The sequence below is a fragment of the Mesorhizobium sp. WSM4983 genome (assembly GCF_029625765.1).
Lineage (GTDB): Bacteria > Pseudomonadota > Alphaproteobacteria > Rhizobiales > Rhizobiaceae > Mesorhizobium.
Window position 1 is genome coordinate 2,943 of sequence record NZ_JARTVM010000004.1, and the last position, 19,490, is coordinate 22,432.

Here is a 19,490-nt window from a genome sequence, read left to right on the forward strand (position 1 = left end):
GCGACTGGAGCAACGGGTGCGACAGGTGCGACCGGCGCCACGGGTGCGACCGGCTCGACCGGCGCCACGGGTGCCACCGGCTCGACTGGGGCGACCGGCGCTACCGGTGCAACCGGCGCGACCGGAGCAACGGGCTCGACCGGAGCAACCGGCTCGACCGGCGCTACGGGTGCAACCGGAGCAACCGGCTCGACAGGTGCGACCGGAGCCACCGGTGCGACTGGAGCAACGGGCTCGACCGGAGCAACCGGTGCGACCGGAGCCACCGGTGCGACTGGAGCTACCGGAGCAACTGGCGCGACTGGAGCGACCGGCGCTACGGGTGCCACGGGCTCGACCGGTGCGACCGGAACTACCGGCTCGACCGGTGCGACCGGAACTACCGGCTCGACTGGAGCTACCGGAGCAACTGGCTCGACTGGGGCGACTGGAGCAACGGGTGCGACCGGCGCCACCGGCTCAACCGGAGCGACCGGAGCGACCGGCGCAACGGGTGCAACCGGCGCAACCGGTTCGACGGGTGCTACTGGGCCGGGCGGCGCAACGGGCCCGACCGGAGCGACCGGCCCCGGCGGCGAGACCGGTGATCGCGACAAAGGCAACAACGGCCATGGCAATGATCCTGACCACAACGACAGCAGCAATCCTGGGAAGGGACATTCCAACGATGGCACTGATGCCGATGGCTCGCCTGGCCATCGCACCGCCGCGGTCACGGCCAACTCGCTCGGGCTCAAGGACACGACGCAGTTCCTGCAATCCGGCTCGACCGACAGTGATGCCGTCAGCCATGCGTCGTTCCGTCAGCTTGTCAGCCAGGCCGCCGGTTCGGTGACGACCGACCTCCTGAATGTTCTCAACACGATCAGGGGATTTGGTCAGAACCAGAACAAGCCGTTGGGTGCAAGCACCGACCTGACCTCGGATCAGAACAAGCAGGGTGCCGGCTTCGCCAATAGCGACGACACGGTGAAGAAGGCGCTGAAGGATATTCTGAAGCCGCATGACTGAGCATGAGTGAGCAGGAATGGCGACCGGACAGACGACGATAGAAACCGGTCCAAAGCTGAGAAGCGGGCGCGCGGGCTTTGCCGAAGGGCAGGGCCCGCGCGTTCGGCCTTTCCGAGTGGTTAAGGGGCTCGCGCGACCGACCGCCGTGGAGTATCATCAGCGCCCCCAGAGATTCCGGCGGAAATGGTCCGCCCCGGGCAATGTCGAACCACCGCCTGCCTACCCGAAGGGGAGTCCATGGTGAACGTTCCTGGGAGTGCTGAAGTCCAGCCTGTGGAGCTGCGTGCCGGGACCGCGGCCGACCCGACCGGCATGCCCGGCGGCACCAGCGAAACGGGGCAGAGCCCCGGTGGCCCCGCCGAGTTCGACCAGGTCGGGCCGCGCCTCAAGGCGATGCTCCGGGTCGCCCGCTATCACGGTATCGAGCTCGATCCGAACGAATTCAGGGCAGCGAGCGCAGGCCCGTTTCCAAGCGCTACCGACCTGTCGGAATGGGCGCAGAACGGCGGCATGTGGTCCCGGGCAGTGCGTGTTCGCTGGTCACACCTGTTGCGCTTTCAAGATACCGGACCAGTCGTTCTCTTGTTCAGCGATGGCGGCGCCGGTCTCCTCACCGGGGCGAGTGCCGAGCGCAACGTGGTCTTCCTCAAAAGTCCGGAAGCGCCCGACGATGGTCCATCCACCGCTGTCGACGAGTTGCGCCTGTCGCAGGTGTGGACGGGCGAGGCGGTGCTGCTGCGAAACGCGCGATCCTATGTTGCCGCGGATGCGCCTTTCACCCTTCGCTGGATCGCCGAACTGGTGCGGCACGAAAGCCGGCCGCTTCGCGACGTGGCCATCGCCTCCTTCACACTCAGCGTTCTGACGATTTTGCCGCCGCTCATCGTCATGACGGTGGTCAACAAGGTATTGCAGTTCAACAGTGTCTCGACGCTGTTACTCTTGTCGGCCATAGTCGCTGTCGTCTTCGCATACGAGACGCTCCTGGGCCACGCGCGGCGACTGATCATCAACGTCGTCGGAGCCCGCCTCGACACCAAGCTGCAGCTGCACGTTTTCAGCCGCCTCTTGCGTCTGCCGCTCGACTATTTCGAGCGCCACCCCGCCGGCGAGACAATGTACCACCTCGCGCAGGTCTATCGAATCCGCGAGTTTCTGACAGGCAAACTGCTCAGCACGTTCCTGGACCTGATCACCCTGTGCGTGCTGCTGCCGGTGATGTTCTATATCAACGTGACGCTTGCCTGGATCGTCGTTGCGTGCGCAGTGGTGATCATGCTGATCATCCTTGCCTTCCTGAAGCCGCTGCGCCGAAGGTACCAGCGGGTGATCGAGGCCGAGACCTGGAAGTCGGCGGCGCTGGGCGAAACCGTTGTCGGCATAAAGACCGTGAAGGCGCTTGGTCTCGAGCCGCAACGCAAGGCGCTTTGGGACGAGCAGGTGGCGGAGGCGGGAAGCGCGCGCCTCTCCTTCGGGCAGTTCGCCAGCTGGCCGCAGACCCTGGTTACGCCCATTGAACGCGTAATGGTGCTCGGCACCATGCTGATCGGCGCCTATCTCGCGATGAACGACAGTTCCGGCTATATGGTCGGCGGTCTGTTCGCCTTCATGATGATCTCCCAACGCGTCGCGCAACCGCTGGTCGGATTGGTGCGGCTGATCGAAGACTACGAGGAGGTGGGAGCGGCGATCGGCGAGGCGGCATCCGTCCTTAACCGGCCGTTGGAGACGAGTTCGAACTCCCTCGGTCTGCGGCCAAGGCTCCTCGGCGAAGTTACGTTCAGCGATCTGACGTTCAGCTACATCGGTACCAAGACGCCCGCCCTCGACCGGGTCAGCTTCCACATTCCGGCTGGGACCATGTTCGGCATTGTCGGGCGGAGCGGGTCGGGAAAATCGACCATCGCGCGGCTGCTGCAGGGGATCAACCGGGATTACAGCGGGTTCCTGAAGCTGGACGGCGTCGACCTCAAGGAAATCAACCTGCGTCATCTTCGCCAGGGGCTCGGCGTGGTCCTCCAGGACAATTTCCTGTTCCGCGGGTCGATCCGTGACAACATCATCGCCGGCCGCGCAGGCTTGACGCTGTCCGATGCCATGCGTGCCGCGCATCTCGCCGGCGCGGAAGAATTTATCGAACGCATGCCGAACGGATACGATACCTACATCGAGGAAGGTTCGCCCAACCTGTCGGGCGGTCAAAAGCAACGGCTGGCGATCGCGCGCGCCCTCATCCACGATCCGACCATCCTCATTCTCGACGAGGCCACCAGTGCTCTCGACCCGGAAAGCGAAGCGGTCGTCAGTGCCAATCTCATGCGTATCGCCAGCGGCCGCACCATGATCATCGTCTCGCATCGGCTGTCCTCGCTCACCGACTGCGACCAGATCCTGGTCATGGAGCAGGGCAAGGTTCTCGACGTCGCTTCGCACACCGTCCTGCTCGAACGATGCGCGCTCTATCGCCAGCTGTGGTCGCAGCAGAACCGACATTTGGACAATCGTGGCGGCCGGCCGGCGGCCGTACCGCCGCGATTGGTTTGACGATGTGGTGCCGCAACGGGGTCGAGATTGAAATGGTGGTTCTCGCCAAAGATGAGTTAGATAACAAGGGCCGGTAAGCCATGAGTAGCACCTCGCTCACCGTCCGCCAGGCTCGCTGGGGCCGAGCGAAAACGAACGATCCGACGACGCCGGCCATACTCGAGTTCCAATGGCCGTCGACAGCAGTCTCGAATGCGCCGATTCCTCGGGCGGCGCGCGGCATCGTATGGATGATTTCGAGCCTCGTGATCGTCTTGATCACCGTGGCAGGACTGATACCGGTCGACCAGGTCGTGACGACGAGGGGGCTCGTGGTTTCACAATCGCCCAACATCATCGTGCAGCCGCTGGAGACGGCGATCGTCCGCTCGATCGAAGTGCGCGAGGGACAGCATGTGCAAGCCGGCCAATTGCTTGCACGTCTCGATTCGACCTTCGCCTCGGCAGACCTGCAGGCCTTGGCCATGCAGGTCTCTACGCTTGAGGCCGAAGTGGCACGGTTGAAGGCGGAGGCCGACGGCAAGGAGTTCAACTATGACGGCCTCGACCCCAGCTGGACCCTGCAGGCCTCGATCTTCGAGCGCCGCAAGGCGGTCTACGAGGCTAAGCTGGAGAATTTCGATCGGCAAAGCGATGAACTCACTTCCGTGATCTCGCGCGCGCAATCTGATGCCGCTGGCTACCGGCAGCGGCTCTCCGTCGCGGCATCGATAGAACAGATGCGCAAGCAGCTGGAAGAAAGGCAAGTCGGGAGCCGCCTCAATACCCTGCTGGCCGAGGACAATTCGGCCGAAATGTCGCGCGCGCTCGGCAACGCCGTGCAGACGGCGGAAGCTGCCAGGCGCCAGCAGGCTGCGGTAGCCGCCGACCGCGCCGGCTACATTCAAGGCTGGCGCGCGGAAGTCTCGCAAGGTTTGTCGGAGGCGAGCTCTCGCATGTCCGACGCGCGCGAGCTCTTCAACAAGGCAAAGCTGCGCAAGCAACTGGTCGAGCTGAAAAGCGAAGGAGATGCCATTGTCCAGTCCGTGGCAAAGGTGTCGGTCGGCTCGGTCCTGCAGTCGGGCGAGCGCCTGATCACGCTGGTGCCCGCCAAGGCGCCGCTCGAGATCGAGACAAATGTCGTCGGCCGAAGCAGTGGCTTCGTCCATGTCGGCGATCCTGTCGTCATCAAGTTCGATACCTTCCCCTATTCGCAATACGGCCTCGCTCACGGCACCGTGCGCACGCTCAGTCCGGATTCCTTCTCCGCTCAGGAGCAAGCCCGCGATCCAGACAGTTCGCTGGCAATGCTGCCCTCGAACACAGAACCGTTCTATCGGACGCGCATTTCCATCGATCAGGTCGCGCTGCATGACGTACCCGCCGGGTTTGCCCTCACCCCCGGCATGCCGGTGACCGCCGACGTTCAGGTCGGCCGGCGCACGGTGCTCAAATACATGCTTGGGGTGATGCTCCCGATCGGTCAGGAAGCGATGCGCGAGCCGTAGTCTGCAGCTCAAGAGGAACCGGAGCAGCCAGAGGCTGACATCGATGACAATCCTGGATCGCCTGACTGGTTTGGCTAGCCCATCCGTAGCATTGCGCAGGGCGATCCAGCTTGCTGAAAATGGCAAGCCCACCGAGGCCTTTCCGCTCTTCGCCACGGCTGCGCGTGCGGGCATAGGCCAGGCCGAGTATCGGGTCGCGCGTTGCTATCTCGAAGGTTCCGGCGTGCCGCCCAGCCGGGCAGAGGGGACGCGCTGGCTGCGGCGAGCAGCGGATCACGGGAGCGCTGATGCGCAGGCGCTTCTCGCCGCACTCTACGTGACCGGGATGGCGACAGCCGAGACTGACAAGGGCTCCGAGTCGGAACGCCTGTTCGTGGAGGACACCACGAGCGAGCCAGACTTTGCGTCAGCGCTCGACCTTGCCACGAAGGCGGCCGAGGCGGGCTCCGCCACCGGCCAGGCACTCCTCGGCTACATCCTGACCAGCGGTCCCGAACCGATGCGCGACGCGGATGCTGCCTGTAAGTGGTACGAGCGGTCGGCTGCGGCCGGCTGCGCCGAAGGAAGCCTTGGTTTTGCCCTTTCGCTGGCACGGCGGGGTCTATCGGCAGACCGAGCCAGGATTGCCGATGAGGTCCGGCGGGCGGCGGACGCTGGCTTGCCGACAGCGATCTATCTTCTCGCGATCCTGACCGAACATGGCCTGGGTGTCGCTGGCGACATTGCGGGTGCGGCGCGATTATACCAGTCAGCTGCGGAGAAAGGGCTTCCTGCGGCCCAATTCCGATTGGGTCTGGCGCTTATCGACGGGAGCCTCGGCGATCAGGATCCTGTGACCGGAGAGGCCTGGATACGGCGTGCGGCATTGGCGGGCAACGTCGAGGCGGCGAATCTTCTCGGCGATCGTAACGTGAAGAGCCGGCCGCCGGACTTTTCAGAGGCGGCAATTTGGTATCGTCGTGCGGCCGAGGGGGGTCACCAGGCCGCCGCTCGCGCGCTGGCCTCTCTCTACCTGACGGGAAACGGTGTCGCCAGGGACGAGCAAGAGGGGGCGCATTGGCTGCGCACCGCCGCAAGCAGCGGGAACCGGGCAGCGCAAGTCGATCTGGCCAATCTTGTTCTTCAGGGAGCCGGCGAGCCGGACGATATCACGAGCGTAGCGGGGTGGTTCGAGGCGGCCGCATTATCGGGCGACCTTATCGCCGCCTTCAATCTCGGGCTGTGTTTCGCCAAAGGCGTCGGCGTGCACCAGGATGAAACTCGCGCCGCGCAATGGCTGAGGCGCGCGGCTGAAGGCGTGGCTGAGGCTCAGTACATGTATGCGCGCATTCTCAGGGACGGGCGCGGCGTGGCTGCCGACGCGCAACAGGCTCGTGCCTGGTTTGCCCAAGCGGCCGAAGGCGGCATGCTCGATGCGCAAGTGGCACTTGCTGAGATGCTGCTCAATGGCAGCGGAGGCAAACGCTCTCCCGAAGCCGCAATACAGCTGTTCCGACGGGCTGCTGCCGACGGACATGCCGGCGCAATGTTTGCTCTCGGCGCGCTGCAGAGCTCCGGCGAGGGACTGCCGGTCGATCACGTGGCGGCGCAGAAATGGTTTGCGGCCGCGGCCGAGCGTGGGCACGGGCAGGCCCAACTGATGCTCGGCCGATATTTCTCGAAGGGCCTAGCCGGAGAGCACTACCCGGCAGTCGGCCGCCTTTGGCTCGAGCGAGCGGCGGCGCAAGGTCTTGAGGAAGCGGCCGACGAACTCTCCGAATTGGCCGGCTGAGGCATTCACTGCCAAGGCTTAGCACCGGCATCGGTCGCGCCCGACTACTGCGCGCCGGGCGTCCACTCAGGCAGCGGCGCTAGGCTGTGGTTGAACTGTTTCCACCACATGGACTTATCGATCTCGCAGCAGGCGAGAAGCAGGTTATGCGCCTTCTCGAAAGCCTGGGTAGCGATTTCATCAAAGGTCATCTGCGCGTCGTACGGGACCGACACCACCAGTTCCTGACCGGTTTGTGTGCCGCCTTCGTCGACCTGAAGATAAAGCCAAACGACAAAATGCGCGCCCTGGCCACTCGCGTCGGCGTTGCCGATCTTGATGCGGTCGATGCCTGCTGCAGTGACTTTCATGCCGAAGTCCTTCATTTTGGGATTCATGGAATTCCAGAAGTTCGCAGCAATCAGAAAGGTTCCGGGACCGCTGTTCCTATGGTGAAGCATTGATAAAGAGGTACCACCTGGCTGCCGGGCGGGGGCGCAAGCGGCCACGCGCGCACAACCTCGGTCCGAACCCTGGACGTCCGATCGTCGCCGTCTTGCCCTACTGACGGTGCCATGTGATGGTTTTATATAACCTATTCATTTAATTGAATAAGCTTAGGCCCGGATGCCTCTATGCAGCAGCATCGCAACGTTGCCTTTTGACGGCGGAGCCCAGGAACGCTCCGTTGCCAGCAAACCTTCGCGCGTCGGCCCGTCGACCGATCAACCGCGCGCCGAAGGGCTGTCCATTGCAACGCACTGGGATGGCGCGCGTTTTATTGATTGGCAGGGCGGTGACCAATGTGAGCGCCGCTTCATAGGCTGACAAGTCGGAGGCGATTAGGTGGCTAAGTTCAAAGAAGCCCTTGAGCGCGGCAAGAAAGCTCCTCGCCAGCAAAAGGAGGATGCGAACGCCACGGTGCCGGATTTCGGCACCCAAGCCAGGGCCTGGCTGGACGATGTCGTTGTTGCGTCGTTGGTAGCGGCCAAGGCAGAGGTGTCGGGCGAGATGACCATCGACATAGACACCGTTCCGCGGGGCCGTGACAAAGCGCTGACGCCCTCTGTTCGGTTTCGAATCTACCGAAAGCCGGAAGTGAAAAACACCGCCGGAAGGGTATTCACCGTCAACGTTCACGTCAGTGGGGAGGTGTCGGTTTCGTCACCCGGTATGGTCGCCGAGGATGTTGGAAATATAGGGAACAGGTCCGGCGAGAGGTTTCGCAATTTGGTTGTCAAGCTGATCGAAGACGCCGCTAGGGACATGAGCTAGCCCGACTGTCATGCTCGATTGGTCGACCCGGCCGAGGAGATCCCCACCTCAGCTCGGCCTTCTGGTCGTCAGGCAGAAAATCTTTCGCCGTCAAGCGTGATCTCGATAGTGACGCCGGCCGGGTCCCAGTTTCGCTCGACTCGGCCCAACTGGCTCGCGGCGACGCGGACCAGGCGGCTCCCGAAACCTTCTTCTTCGGTTGCGACGGGAGGTGGTCCTCCAACCTCTCGCCATTGAATAAGCACCTTGCCGTCCCGATTGGCGCAAGCGATCTCTATTGAGCCGGCGGCCGCCGAGAGGCTGCCATGTTTGGCGGCGTTGGTGGCGAATTCGTGCAGCAGGAGGGAAAGTGGCGTGATCATTGCCGCGGGCACGGGAATATCGATGCCGGTGATCGCGAAGCGGGGATGCTCATCGGCCGCATGGCGGTATGGCGCGAGGATCGCGTTGACCAATGTATGCAGGCTCGTGGAGACCTGAGCAGAGCGGCCACCAGACGTGAGCATCGTCAGCGCATGCGCCCGCGCCAAGGCGCCGAGGCGGTCAGACACGATCGAGGCGAGCGCCGCCGGCGTTTCGGCGGCCGAAGCGCTCAGCTTGACGATCGAGCTTGCGATGGCGAAGAGGTTCTTCACACGGTGGTCCATCTCGCGGAGCAGTATCTCCCGCTGCTCTTGCGCGCGCAGCCGCTCGGAGATGCCGCGGGCGATCTTGGAGGCACCGACAATTGCGCCCGACGCGTCCGCGATGGGGGAAACGGTCAAAGAGATGGGAACGATACTGCCGTCCTTGCGCAGGCGAACGGTCTCGAAATGCTCGACATGCTCTCCATCCCGAATGCGCGCCAGGATCTCCCTGTCCTCGTTCCGGCGATCGGGCGGTATCAGCAACATGAGCGAACGACCGACAATTTCCGCGCGGGGGTAGCCGTAGAGCCGCTCGGCGCCACGGTTCCAGTCCGTGACGATGCCGTCGGGATCCGTCGCGATGATCGCATCATCCGAGGATTCGACAAGCGCGCTCAGCCGCGCCGCAGTGGTTTCCGCGTGGCCCCGTTCGATCGCAAACCCGAGCTGGCGGGCAATGGTCAACGCAAGTTCGCGTTCACGATCGGTGAAGCTATGGGGGGCTGGGTAGTAGACCATGAACTTGCCGATGAGCTCGCGGGAGCTGGCAAGCGGGATAAAAGCCAGCGCTTCGATGCCTTCGCCGAGGACCGTGTCGATGAGTTGCTGAGATTCACCGCTGAAACGAATATCCTCGACAAAGATGGGCTCGGCGTCGCGCTGATCGGTTGTCCACGGCGTGTGGCCGTTGACAGCCTTGCGGTATTCTTCAGACAGTGAGCGCCACGCGACGAAGCTCATGACGCCGTGGTTGTCAAATCTCAGGATCGAGGCGCGCGACGAACCGAGGGCGTCGCATATGGCATCCAGGGCCGCATCGTAGATCTCGACGAGCCCATGGGCGCGGTAAAGTCGGTCGGTGAGGCGAAAGAGGACGGTTTGCTCGCGGGCAATATCGCCGTCGGCTTGCTCACGCTGGCCGCGCCCTGTGGCCGTAACACTCATAGCCCCTTGCTGCATCGAGTCCTTGACCCAACCGCCTAACGCAGCACCGCGTCGATCGCCCCCTTCGACCGCCGGGTACGATCCCCGACCATGCTCGACAATATGCGCTTTGCGCGGTTTCGCAATAGGACTTGTCACGTTGCGGCGCGGCGGCTGGTGTCGCCGACGAGCCGCGAGCGGCGCCCGTCTAGCGGCTTGAGCCAAATGGCAATTCGCGATCCCAAATCAGGTGCCTACCAGGCCGCGCCGTACTCCGACGCTCGCGGCATATAAAGCTTCCGCGGCCGGCCCAAACGGAAGCCTCGCGCGCAGACTGGCGCCTCAGCGCCTTTGCTTGGCAATCCTGCCGGCGATCGCCGCGCCCTGGATGCGCGCATTGGCGAAGCAGCCGCGAATGCTCGGCCGCATGCCGGTGAACCAGAGGCCGGGCAGTTTCGGGTCGTTCGCCGGGCCGTTGAACAGCGGCACTCCCTTGGCATCGAGCACGCCGAGCCTGCCCACCATCGCCTCCAGCCCGGTGCGGTAGCCGGTGGCGGCAATGACGATGTCAGGCGCGATCGACTGGCCGCTTTCGAGAACGACGCCGTCGTGCCTGAATTCCTTGACCTGCGGCACGACGATGATGCGGCCGGCCTTGATCGCGTCGACCGCACCGTCATCGGCGGCGATCGCCGTATAGTCCGAGCCGAGGCGGCTGGCGCCGCCCGACGGGGCGGGGGGCAGGCCGTACTTCCCGAGATCGCCGAAGACCAGCCGCTGCGTCGCCGCCATCACCGCATCGGCGAGCCGGGCAGGCAGTCTCGCCATGACGGGCGAGAAACGATGCACGGCGATCTTGCCGATGCGCTTGGGCAGCAGCGACGGCCCGTTGCGCGCCGAGAGCCACATCTGCCCGGTCTCGACCCCGGAAAGATGGTTGAGCGCGTCGAAGCCGGAATTACCGGCGCCGACCACCAGCACTTTTGTCCCAGCATAGTCGCTCGCCCGGCCGAAATGCGCCGAATGGACGATCTTGCCCGAAAAATCCTTCATGCCTTTCCAGGCCGGGATAAAGGGTTGTCGGTCGCGCCCGGTGGCGATCACCACGTGGCGCGCCGCTCGCGGTCCCGTACTGGTCTTCAGCAGCCAGTGATCGCCGCGGAAATCGATTTCCTCGACGACGACGCCGAAGGCGATCGGCAGCCGGTGCGTCTGGGCGAAGTCGTTGAACAGGCGGATCACCGCGCTGCGGTGCGGAAAGGCGGGCGTGCCTTGCGGAAATGAAACGCCGGGCAGCGTTGAGAGGTCGCGATGCGTGTTGAGATGCAGGTTCTCATGGCGGTGGTGCCAGGGCTCGGCCAGCCGCCCCTCGCGCTCGAGGATCTCGGTGGCGATCCCGGCCTCGATCAGGGCGTAGGCCGCCGCCAATCCGGCCGCGCCGGCGCCGATCACGATCGCGCCTTCGAGGATCGCCGGCTCGCCGGTCCAATCCGACGAGATTTCCGCTTCCATGCCCATTCTTGTCTTTGTCGTCGTCATGGCTCTCACGTGCCACGGCCATGTATCCGACATATGCCGCTGACGAGGCAATGGGAATAGGCCGTGGTTGCAAAGAGCCCGGCATTGTGTCGCGGATAGGGAGATTATCCGTTGGCGGGGTCGGCGTGGCGATGCACAAGCTTGAAGGCGCCGTCCTCCAGCCGGAACACTTCCGTCACCCGCAAGGTCATCTCGGCCGGCTGTCCGTTCTTGCCCATGCGCGCCTTCGCATGCTGCAGCCCGGTCCAGAAGGCGAGATCGCCGCTCGCGGAGGCCTGCAGCACCTCGATGTCGGTGCTGCCGCCTTCGTGGAAGCTGGCGGCGTCGCGCTCGTATCGGCCGGCAACGGCATCGGCGCCTTCGAGATGGTCGCCGCGCGGCGAAAAGAAGGTGGCCGGCTCGCTATGCGTCACGATTGCCTTCAGCGATGCAGCGTTGCCGTTGACATAATCCTCGGCGATCTTCTCACGCTGCTTCATGAAGGCGTCGAAGGACGAGCCGCCCGGCCGCACGGTTCTGATCCACGTCTCCAGCGCCTCGATGAAATCTTTCAGGAGGGCGGCCGTGTCGCTGTTCTTAACCGCGCCGCTGTCGTCGAGCAGCTCGGCGACATTTCCGATATAGGCCTCCGGCTGCTGCATCACCGGCATGTCGAGGAAGACGAAGGTCTGCCTGAGCGCCTGGTTGGAACCGAAGGCGCCGATCTTGCCTGGGCTGACACTGACGACGCCGGCGGGCAGGCCTTTGAAGACGCTCTTGCCAGAGGGGCGTGAGCCGACGTCGAGGGCGTTCTTCAGGCAGCCCGGGATCGAACGGTTGTATTCCGGCGTGACGAACAGCACCGCGTCGCATTCCCCGATGGCGGCGCGGAACGCCGACCAGGCGGCAGGCGGCGTCTCGCCGTCGAGATCCTGATTATACAAAGGCAGCTCGCCGATCTCGATGAAGCGGCAGCGCAACGAATCCGGTGCGCGGGCCGCCAGCGCCTTGGCGATCTTGCGGCTGTAGGATTGGGCCCGCAAACTGCCGACAAGCAGGGCCAGCTGCAGGACGGGATGTTCGGTTGTCATGGTCATGGCGAACTGTCCAGGCTTGTTGAGGGGGATGGCGACGCGAGGCGGACATAACGAAGGCCCGCAACCTTGGACCTTTGGTCGGAGCGGCTGTGCTGGTCGCCTCTCATTTCGGTCAATGTCCGGGCTGGCGCGAGGTTCCGACCTCCGCTGGCCAAGCCGTGGCTGCGTATGGCCTTGCCGCCGGCGCCGTTGCACAGTATTGACGGGCTGGCGCGTGGCCTAAGGCTCCCATTCGGCCTTTTGGCGCGCGCTAAATGATTGCCCGGTCTTCGGGCGGCAAAGAGGTGGCCATGTCCGCGCGCATTTTCAGCCCAGCCAAAACCGCGATGCAGTCCGGCAAGGCCAAGACCGGCCACTGGGTGCTGGAATTCGATCCAGCCCAGCGCAAGAAGATCGATCCGCTGATGGGTTACACCGCGTCCGGCGATATGCTGAGCCAGGTGCGGCTCACCTTCGATACCAGAGAAGAGGCGGTCGCCTATGCCGAGAAGCAGGGCATTGCCTATCGTGTCGAGGAGCCGAAGGAGCCGAAGCGCCGGCAGATTTCCTATTCGGACAATTTCCGCTATGACCGCAGGACGCCCTGGACCCATTGAGCAATCCGAGCAAAAGTGCACAGCGGTTTTCCGTCCGGAATTGCGTAACAAAATCGGAGCGGATCATCCTTTTAGATCGATCCGCGTACTCGCATCAGCCGGCTCCGGCCGGCCAGCGGTCCCGTAGCTCAGCTGGATAGAGCACCGGCCTTCTAAGCCGATGGTCGCAGGTTCGAATCCTGCCGGGATCGCCATTAATTTCAACCACTTAGCACTTCCTGGCTAAAAGGTTCCAACTCGAAAAAAGAACCGATTTCCAACTTTCAATCCGTTTCGCGGTTGCGGCCGAGGCGGCGGCGAGTTCGCGCTGAGTGCCTCCTTCGACACCCACCGAACGGTCGATGATGGCATGAAAGCGATCGTTCCCGAGGTGATCGCCCGCCGATGACCTGAATGTCTGATCCAAGTGGAAACACGGCGCCTTGACGAATTTGGATGCTTGAAGACGCGCGCGGTGCCCAGTATATCCGCGCCGAAGGGCAGACGGACTTAGAGTGTTACAGGAAAGTTATCTCGAATTTGTATTGCGCTGGCATCTGTATCGCAGATGGCATCGTCCGCCGCGTCCGAAGAGGCAGGCTGAGTTCGACTTTCATCAGCTGATGAAATCCCTTCCGCGCCATGGCCTTTTCATCGACCTCGGGGCCAATGTAGGCGACGTTACCCGGCACGCTCTCAGCTACGGCATGAAGGTAATCGCCTTTGAGCCGGACCCTAGGGCTCTCAAGATCTTGAAGGGCCGGTTCGGCAATGACGAGCGGGTAACGATCGTTCCAAAAGCGGTAGGCGGCTCCGCGAGGACGGCAATCCTTAATCAGAGGCCCGACACGAAAAATGTCCGGATGACCGAGTGGTCATCTCTGTTCGAGGTGCCCGAGCACGCGAACGGCCCCGCCGTTGAAGTCGAAGTGATCGATCTCGTGCAGTTTCTGAGAGGGATCGAGGAACCGATTGCCGTTATTAAGATGGACATTGAGGGTGCGGAAGCGGAATGCATCGAGTCCATGCTCGATGACGGCATCTATCGGTCCATCGGCCATGTTCTGGTGGAGACGCACGAAAGGCTTTCGCTGGATTTGGCCAATCGGATCGCCGTGCTTCGCGACCGCATCAGTAGAGACGGGATTACCAATATAGACTTGGGCTGGGGGTGATATCAGGCTGAGAATCACGAGAGCTATGGCTGGCTCATTTACTGCTAAATCGCAGAAGGGCTGCGGGGAGCTCTGCATATGTCTATCTTTTCCAAATGGTTGCGGGATGCCCGCTCTAAACTTCCGGAGAATGTTGCTATCGGCCGCCACACTTACGGCGTGACGTGGCGAAAGGTTCTGTTCCCATCGAAGGAATCACCTTTGCAAGTAGGGGCCTTCTGCTCGATCGCGGGTGACGTGCTTTTCATGTGCTCCGGTCAGCATTCGACCGGCAGCGCCACCTCATTTCCAATCCACAGCCGGATACTGAACCAACCGGAGCCGATCGGAAATGGCGGCAAACCTGGCGGCATCACGATCGGCAACGACGTCTGGATCGGCCACGGCGCCATAATTTTACCAGGAGTTGAGGTCGGCGATGGCGCGGTGGTAGGCGCCGGGGCGGTGGTCACTAGGGCCGTGCCGACCTATGCGATCGTAGGCGGGTCTCCAGCCCGGCTCATCAGATATCGCTTTTCGCAAGACGTCATCTCGAAGCTGCTGGCAATCCGGTGGTGGGAGTGGGAGGACGATAAAATAAAAAGAGAGGCGGGCGCCCTCACTGGTCCCATCGAAACTTTCATCGAGAAGCATTTTGTGACAGGCACTAGGGCTAAATAGGCCCACAAACGGTTCAAATGACCAATTCGTGTTTTTTTCTGGCGGCAGATGCCAAGTACTTTCCGTATGCATGCCTAGCAGCGCGCAGAATTCTCGACGTTTCGCGCAAAACGACGCCTGGTTTCATCATGCATCTCGGGGCAAATGAGGACGATGTCGGCATTGCGTATCGGTTGCTGAAAGACCGTGTCCGGATCGTGGACGTGATGAACTTCATGGCTAACTCGGGCTACCGTTTTCGGCCGGGGAGCGTCGCCACCTTCATCCGCCTGTTCGCCGACCGGTTCAGCGAATTCGCGGTATACGATCGCATCGCACATATCGACTGCGACGTTCTGTTCAACCGCGACATTGCCGATCTGGTGGACCAGCCTATCCACGCGCACCTGCTAGCGGCCCACGACGACTACATGTACTTCCGCCCGGGTTACCGAGACGAGATGTCGATGCAACCGGGCGCGCCCTATTTCAATGCCGGCATTATCGTCTTCAACATGCGGCCGGTGCGAGAGGAAGACCTGTTGAAGCAGGCCCGAAAGCTCGCCGTTGACGGACAAATGAACGACCAGAACGCGCTCAATGTCGCCTTCGAGGGCAAATGGCAGACGATGCACCCGAACTGGAATCTGATGTCGAACGGGGCCCGGGATTATCGGTTTTCTCAGGCCTATGCACGGCATTTCGCGGGCGGCAAGCCTTGGGGCAGCCAGATTGGAGTCGAGCTTGAAGCCCTCAAGATCTGGCGTGATCTGGCAGAGGATACGCCTTGGAATAAGCCCTTCCGGCAGCGGCTGCCGTTCGAGCGCGGGATAACGAAACGCTTCCTCCGCCGCTTCGATGCCGTCGGCGGTCTCTTCGGTAACGACGTGCATCGCCGCCGCGCGCGTTACGACGCGGCGAAAATGCACCAGATCTACGCAAGGCAAGCGGAGGAGGGCGCGATGGCCGTACAATTCCCGGAGGTGCTCGGCGGGTTTGGCTGATCTTCTTTCCAAATCGGCCGCATCCTGTGGATATTAGCCGCCCGTTCACCATGCCTCTCGCTTCGCATTGAGCGCCGGCGGCCGGCTCGTTGAAATGGTACGGCCTGAACAACAGGCGCCCCGAAAGTCCAGCGGCCGGCGTTTTCATGTATCCCCGTCAGGATGTCCGCAAGGGCGTGCTGAAAAGTATGCGTCGGTCGCTGCTCTCACTCGCTGGGATGCCGCGCAACCAATACCGGACAAAATCAAGCCCGCCCCGGCGATGGGAGGCCGGAACGGGCTCGGCTTGGGTCTGGAACCCTGTAGTCAGGAGACTACGGGGAAGGAACAGGTCGGCGGCTGCAATGTTCCGAAGTTTCTGGCTTACGGGCCGCCGGGAGCAAGTCCTTGGCGGTAATTCGAGACGATCCGGGTGGCGGATTTTTCCGCACGGGATCGCGACACGCTTCAGGCCAGCAGGCCGGCGGCCTTCGCTGCCTTGCGCAGGGTTTTGCGGGCTTCGGTAGGACTTCTCAAGCCGTCGAGCGCGTCGCGGCAGACGCGGCTTGCCGACCGCCAGGCGCGGTCGCGCGCCCGCCTTGGCCAGCGCAGGTCGAGGCATTCGACTGCCTCGAAGCAGCTTGAGACCTTGCGATGTCCGCTTGGTTCGAAATCGATCACGACCGGCTCGGAAAACCAGACGTCGTTCATCACATGCTCCGTTCGTATGTTGGTCTTTTGATAAGCAACGGCGCCGGCAGGCGCCTGTTGGGATGCGGGCCCCGGATGATCGGCGGACCCGCGCATTAACCAAACACTCCCGATAATGTTCCGGAAAATTTTAGAGATTAGCGATGGGCCGGCCGGAGTTGGCTCACGCAGCGGATTCATTGCGCCGGCGCGCCGCGCAAAAAACGTGTGACAACGTCACTGGCCCCGCTGTCGCCCGCGGCGAGATCGGAGCCGACAGGCGGATGAATGCGGGAAGCCTGGTGATTGCCGCGCCCGCACCCACCATTACCGTCGCCACGCTGATGGGGACCGCTTTCGGGCTCTATTGGGAGGTTGGGCGCAGCCAGTTTTACACCGAACCGGACAGCAAGCAGCGGTTTCGGCCGGCGCGGAAGCGTCCGGTCAATTCGCGCGTCGTGTCGCTCTTCTACAGAAGACAGGATGCCGCCTTGGGACTATTCGACCAGCACATGCGCTTCGCGGGCCGCGCTGATGAAGGCTTCCCTGGCATTGTCGGCCGGAACGTCGCCGCTCATAGCCCGGCGGCAGGCGCGCAGCGCCGCGCCATGCTGCGCGCTGCCGGCGTCGCGCCATTGGCCCGTCAGCAGTTCCACAGCCTGCTGGGCGTTGGAGATGTGTCGGATCGAGCCTGCCACGCCGACGGCGACTTCGACCGGCCTGGAAAACCATCCCTGGATCATCGCGAAACCCCTGATGCGTTGTGAGCGGATAATAAACGCGCCACCGCGCGGCAAGTTTCATCCCGATATTTCAACAGGATGTGAGCAGCGCGCCGGTAACGGGCGTGGCTGCCGCCTATCTTCCGAGCGGCTTGCGGGACAGTTCGATGAGTTCCGTCTCATCGGTGATGCCGGCCATGTAATTGGCGATGATGCGGGAGGCTCGCGCCTCCTTCTGCTCTTCGGTTTCTCCATCGATGCGGCCGCTCTCGAAGACACGCCCCAACAGCGCCGTCTCGGCGGGCGTGAATGTGTTTCGCGACATGTTGGACACGGGCTTCTTCCTCCAGCTCATGTCCCCCTTGCTCCCCGGCCAAATATTAGCACGGGTTCGGAAACGGGGTGAGTCCTCAAGGAAACGGCGACAACGTGCGTCTTTCGCGGCCCCCGGCCGGTCAGGTTTTCGTCTCGTTGTCCTGCCCGACGGCATGCCGGAGATGGGGCCAGCTTCGCTATCTTGCTGAACGGACGAAGCGCTGATACTCATTAGCGGCGCGGAATTATTCCGAGTCTGCGCCAACTTGCGCCGCGCAACAACGCGGCGCAGGCTGTCCGAGACCAAGATCCCGACGTGGTGGCAACCGGGTTACGGAGGGTTTTGGTCGAACAAAGAAGCAGGGCAGGTTCCGACTGCGTGTCGGAGCAGGCCCATCAAATGCTCTGGAATTCCGAAGCCATTGCCCCCGTGGCCTCGGAAGAGCATGAACATGGGGAAACCGATGGTGACCAAGAAACTTACCGCCAACGCAGAAAGCGCGGCAGCCTTTCTTGCGGTAATGGGCAACGAGAAGCGTTTGCTCATCATGAATTACCTGGCCGAGGGCGAATTGTCTGTCGGCGCGCTCGCCGACAAGGTTGAACTCAGCCAGTCCGCACTCTCCCAGCATCTGGCCAAACTGCGCAGGTTTGGCCTGGTCGACACCCGCCGCGACCGCCAGATGGTCTATTATTCCTGCAAGTCGTCCGCGGCGCGCGAGCTCCTCGTTCTGCTCGACGGGCTGCTGACCATGGACAGGCCGCTCGCCGGCCCGGCCCGGCAGGCTCTTGTCGAAAGAATGCGGCCGCCGCAGGCCGCTTGAACGGCTCCGACCGCAGGCGAGGGCGAGCAGCCTTCGCCTGCTTCGCCTGCGCGGCGCGCCCTCTGAAGGCGCGATGCAAACAGGATGGCAATGCGCCGGCCGGCATACCTGCCCTGGCGGCACTTTATGATCACTTCATTCGCCGGGACGCGATCCTGGCCAGAATGCTGCTGCCGGGGAAACCGGTAGCGGCCGGATTTCGTCATGTCGTCACGGGCTGGCCGTCGTCGCCGATCGGGCTCGACTTCTCGCGCTCTTCCCATCACTTTTGATTGAAGGATGCTGCGCCGGCGCGGTCGCGGATGCTCACAAGCCGATGATATTATAGCACTTTTCTGCCGCCGCCGACCGCTCCAGGCGGGCCGAAGTTTACGGATTTGTAAATCGCGCGCCGGACTTCGGGTGGCTAGACTTTTGCGCGATCCACACCCCCGGATCACCACGGGCCAGACTTCCACTTTGGCACCGTCAGAGGCTCGTCGCTCCCGGCGGGCCTCTTTCGTTTTGGGGACAAAGCCGCGGATTTACGGTGCGGCTTGCCGGCGCGCAATCATGCTGCGCACGGCGAGCACCAGCACGGTGATGATGATCAGGATCACCGAAAGGGCAGCGATCGCCGGATCGATGTTGTCGCGCAGTCCCATCCACATCAGGCGCGGCAGCGTGATGGCGTTCACCGAGGTGATGAACAGCGTCACGCCGATCTCTTCCCAGGAGAGCACGAAGGAGAGGAGCGCCGCGGTGACGATGCCGAACTTGATGTTGGGCATGATGACGCGCGTCGCGCGCTCCCACACACTGGCGCCCAGGCCTCGTGCGGCGAGGTCGATGCGCCGATCGAGCTGGCTGAGCGAGACCAGGATCAGAACGGTGGCGAAGGGCACCGTCATCACCGAATGCGCCATCGCGACACCCAGCCAGGTGTCGTAACCGAAGAAGGACGAGATGCCGGAGACCGAGGTGAGCAGGAAATACAGGGTCACCGCCGAGACCACCGGCGGCACCACCATAGGCAAAAGGACGAAGCCGACCAGGGCGGCGGTGAAGCGCGGCTGGAACATCCACACGCCGAGGCTGAAGGTGAGCGCGAGCGCCGTGGAAATCGCGCTGCTGACCACACCGATGCGGATCGAGAGCAGGATGGACTCCAGCCAGCGCGGATCCTCGATCAGCGAACGGTAGTGGCGCAGCGACAGTTCGCCGGTCGGCATGGTCAACATGCGGCTCGGCGTCAGCGACACCGGGATGACGGCGAGCAACGGCATAAGCAGAAACAGCGCCACCAGGACGGCGAGGATGAGCGAGACGGGGCCAGGGCGGTAGGTGGGCATCTTG

Annotated in this window: 18 protein-coding genes, 1 tRNA gene and 1 pseudogene; 12 read left to right on the plus strand and 8 right to left on the minus strand. The window is 63.0% G+C overall.

The window, feature by feature from the left end:
• The 4 genes and pseudogenes from P9254_RS13900 to P9254_RS13915 form a co-directional block, all read left to right on the plus strand.
• Window positions 1-1,011, plus strand: a pseudogene (locus P9254_RS13900) (hypothetical protein); the annotation flags it as partial.
• Window positions 1,012-1,323: 312 nt separating this feature from the next.
• Window positions 1,324-3,555, plus strand: coding sequence for a peptidase domain-containing ABC transporter (locus tag P9254_RS13905; protein WP_278056578.1), 2,232 nt, complete (start codon window positions 1,324-1,326; stop codon window positions 3,553-3,555).
• Between the two features lie 80 nt (window positions 3,556-3,635).
• Window positions 3,636-5,042 carry an HlyD family type I secretion periplasmic adaptor subunit gene (locus P9254_RS13910; protein ID WP_127403582.1) on the plus strand — a complete coding sequence of 469 codons (1,407 nt, stop codon included), beginning with the start codon at window positions 3,636-3,638 and terminating at the stop codon, window positions 5,040-5,042.
• 43 nt (window positions 5,043-5,085) lie between these two features.
• Window positions 5,086-6,813, plus strand: a complete 1,728-nt coding sequence (locus P9254_RS13915) for a tetratricopeptide repeat protein (RefSeq protein ID WP_278056580.1) — start codon at window positions 5,086-5,088, stop codon at window positions 6,811-6,813.
• Window positions 6,814-6,857: 44 nt separating this feature from the next.
• Here the strand turns inward: P9254_RS13915 and P9254_RS13920 are convergent, their stop codons facing one another.
• Window positions 6,858-7,178 (minus strand): hypothetical protein, encoded by a 321-nt coding sequence (locus P9254_RS13920; protein WP_143749080.1) that lies wholly within the window; start codon window positions 7,176-7,178, stop codon window positions 6,858-6,860.
• Between the two features lie 460 nt (window positions 7,179-7,638).
• Between P9254_RS13920 and P9254_RS13925 the strand changes: the two genes are divergently transcribed.
• Window positions 7,639-8,067, plus strand: coding sequence for a hypothetical protein (locus P9254_RS13925; RefSeq protein WP_067330644.1), 429 nt, complete (start codon window positions 7,639-7,641; stop codon window positions 8,065-8,067).
• 68 nt (window positions 8,068-8,135) lie between these two features.
• On the opposite strand, the gene P9254_RS13930 is transcribed toward P9254_RS13925, so the two are convergent.
• The 3 genes from P9254_RS13930 to P9254_RS13940 form a co-directional block, all read right to left on the minus strand.
• Window positions 8,136-9,638, minus strand: coding sequence for a PAS domain S-box protein (locus tag P9254_RS13930; RefSeq protein ID WP_067330646.1), 1,503 nt, complete (start codon window positions 9,636-9,638; stop codon window positions 8,136-8,138).
• A gap of 321 nt (window positions 9,639-9,959) precedes the next feature.
• Window positions 9,960-11,156 carry a flavin-containing monooxygenase gene (locus P9254_RS13935; protein WP_278056583.1) on the minus strand — a complete coding sequence of 399 codons (1,197 nt, stop codon included), beginning with the start codon at window positions 11,154-11,156 and terminating at the stop codon, window positions 9,960-9,962.
• A gap of 104 nt (window positions 11,157-11,260) precedes the next feature.
• On the minus strand, window positions 11,261-12,232 hold the full coding sequence (locus tag P9254_RS13940; RefSeq protein ID WP_127215450.1) for an NAD(P)H-dependent oxidoreductase: 972 nt from the start codon (window positions 12,230-12,232) through the stop codon (window positions 11,261-11,263).
• Window positions 12,233-12,522: 290 nt separating this feature from the next.
• Between P9254_RS13940 and P9254_RS13945 the strand changes: the two genes are divergently transcribed.
• The 5 genes from P9254_RS13945 (at window position 12,523) to P9254_RS13965 (ending at window position 15,625) form a co-directional block, all read left to right on the plus strand.
• Window positions 12,523-12,828 (plus strand): ETC complex I subunit, encoded by a 306-nt coding sequence (locus tag P9254_RS13945; RefSeq protein ID WP_278056586.1) that lies wholly within the window; start codon window positions 12,523-12,525, stop codon window positions 12,826-12,828.
• A gap of 117 nt (window positions 12,829-12,945) precedes the next feature.
• Window positions 12,946-13,022: transfer RNA gene (locus P9254_RS13950), tRNA-Arg, on the plus strand.
• Window positions 13,023-13,352: 330 nt separating this feature from the next.
• Window positions 13,353-13,982, plus strand: a complete 630-nt coding sequence (locus P9254_RS13955) for an FkbM family methyltransferase (RefSeq protein WP_278056588.1) — start codon at window positions 13,353-13,355, stop codon at window positions 13,980-13,982.
• A gap of 78 nt (window positions 13,983-14,060) precedes the next feature.
• The gene (locus P9254_RS29070) at window positions 14,061-14,642 is read left to right on the plus strand and encodes a CatB-related O-acetyltransferase (RefSeq protein WP_278056591.1); all 582 of its coding nucleotides are present in this window, start codon (window positions 14,061-14,063) and stop codon (window positions 14,640-14,642) included.
• A 17-nt stretch (window positions 14,643-14,659) separates the two neighbouring features.
• On the plus strand, window positions 14,660-15,625 hold the full coding sequence (locus tag P9254_RS13965) for a glycosyltransferase family 8 protein (protein ID WP_278056593.1): 966 nt from the start codon (window positions 14,660-14,662) through the stop codon (window positions 15,623-15,625).
• Between the two features lie 447 nt (window positions 15,626-16,072).
• Here the strand turns inward: P9254_RS13965 and P9254_RS13970 are convergent, their stop codons facing one another.
• From P9254_RS13970 to P9254_RS13980, 3 genes are all read right to left on the minus strand, one after another.
• A complete protein-coding gene (locus P9254_RS13970) occupies window positions 16,073-16,315 on the minus strand; it encodes a DUF982 domain-containing protein (protein ID WP_066999301.1) in 243 nt (80 codons plus the stop codon).
• A 476-nt stretch (window positions 16,316-16,791) separates the two neighbouring features.
• The gene (locus P9254_RS13975) at window positions 16,792-17,037 is read right to left on the minus strand and encodes a DUF982 domain-containing protein (protein ID WP_059186167.1); all 246 of its coding nucleotides are present in this window, start codon (window positions 17,035-17,037) and stop codon (window positions 16,792-16,794) included.
• A 115-nt stretch (window positions 17,038-17,152) separates the two neighbouring features.
• Window positions 17,153-17,371, minus strand: coding sequence for a hypothetical protein (locus tag P9254_RS13980; RefSeq protein WP_245299680.1), 219 nt, complete (start codon window positions 17,369-17,371; stop codon window positions 17,153-17,155).
• A 424-nt stretch (window positions 17,372-17,795) separates the two neighbouring features.
• On the opposite strand from P9254_RS13980, the gene P9254_RS13985 reads away from it, so the two are divergent.
• A complete protein-coding gene (locus P9254_RS13985; protein WP_066999308.1) occupies window positions 17,796-18,155 on the plus strand; it encodes an ArsR/SmtB family transcription factor in 360 nt (119 codons plus the stop codon).
• The gene (locus tag P9254_RS13990; protein ID WP_067330670.1) at window positions 18,152-18,427 is read left to right on the plus strand and encodes a hypothetical protein; all 276 of its coding nucleotides are present in this window, start codon (window positions 18,152-18,154) and stop codon (window positions 18,425-18,427) included. Before P9254_RS13985 ends, P9254_RS13990 begins: the two co-directional genes overlap by 4 nt.
• 252 nt (window positions 18,428-18,679) lie before the next feature.
• Here the strand turns inward: P9254_RS13990 and P9254_RS13995 are convergent, their stop codons facing one another.
• Window positions 18,680-19,486 carry an ABC transporter permease gene (locus P9254_RS13995; RefSeq protein ID WP_278056596.1) on the minus strand — a complete coding sequence of 269 codons (807 nt, stop codon included), beginning with the start codon at window positions 19,484-19,486 and terminating at the stop codon, window positions 18,680-18,682.
• Window positions 19,487-19,490: the final 4 nt, after the last annotated feature.

Bases quoted from the DNA above. Each gene is read 5' to 3' on its own strand.
- P9254_RS13970 (WP_066999301.1), bottom strand. From the start codon at position 16,315: ATGAACGACGTCTGGTTTTCCGAGCCGGTCGTGATCGATTTCGAACCA.
- P9254_RS13930 (WP_067330646.1), bottom strand. From the start codon at position 9,638: ATGAGTGTTACGGCCACAGGGCGCGGCCAGCGTGAGCAAGCCGACGGC.
- P9254_RS13985 (WP_066999308.1), top strand. From the start codon at position 17,796: ATGGTGACCAAGAAACTTACCGCCAACGCAGAAAGCGCGGCAGCCTTT.
- P9254_RS13965 (WP_278056593.1), top strand. From the start codon at position 14,660: ATGACCAATTCGTGTTTTTTTCTGGCGGCAGATGCCAAGTACTTTCCG.
- P9254_RS13995 (WP_278056596.1), bottom strand. From the start codon at position 19,486: ATGCCCACCTACCGCCCTGGCCCCGTCTCGCTCATCCTCGCCGTCCTG.
- P9254_RS29070 (WP_278056591.1), top strand. From the start codon at position 14,061: ATGTCTATCTTTTCCAAATGGTTGCGGGATGCCCGCTCTAAACTTCCG.
- P9254_RS13915 (WP_278056580.1), top strand. From the start codon at position 5,086: ATGACAATCCTGGATCGCCTGACTGGTTTGGCTAGCCCATCCGTAGCA.
- P9254_RS13935 (WP_278056583.1), bottom strand. From the start codon at position 11,156: ATGACGACGACAAAGACAAGAATGGGCATGGAAGCGGAAATCTCGTCG.
- P9254_RS13940 (WP_127215450.1), bottom strand. From the start codon at position 12,232: ATGACCATGACAACCGAACATCCCGTCCTGCAGCTGGCCCTGCTTGTC.
- P9254_RS13910 (WP_127403582.1), top strand. From the start codon at position 3,636: ATGAGTAGCACCTCGCTCACCGTCCGCCAGGCTCGCTGGGGCCGAGCG.
- P9254_RS13980 (WP_245299680.1), bottom strand. From the start codon at position 17,371: ATGAGCTGGAGGAAGAAGCCCGTGTCCAACATGTCGCGAAACACATTC.
- P9254_RS13975 (WP_059186167.1), bottom strand. From the start codon at position 17,037: ATGATCCAGGGATGGTTTTCCAGGCCGGTCGAAGTCGCCGTCGGCGTG.
- P9254_RS13945 (WP_278056586.1), top strand. From the start codon at position 12,523: ATGTCCGCGCGCATTTTCAGCCCAGCCAAAACCGCGATGCAGTCCGGC.
- P9254_RS13905 (WP_278056578.1), top strand. From the start codon at position 1,324: ATGCCCGGCGGCACCAGCGAAACGGGGCAGAGCCCCGGTGGCCCCGCC.
- P9254_RS13920 (WP_143749080.1), bottom strand. From the start codon at position 7,178: ATGAAGGACTTCGGCATGAAAGTCACTGCAGCAGGCATCGACCGCATC.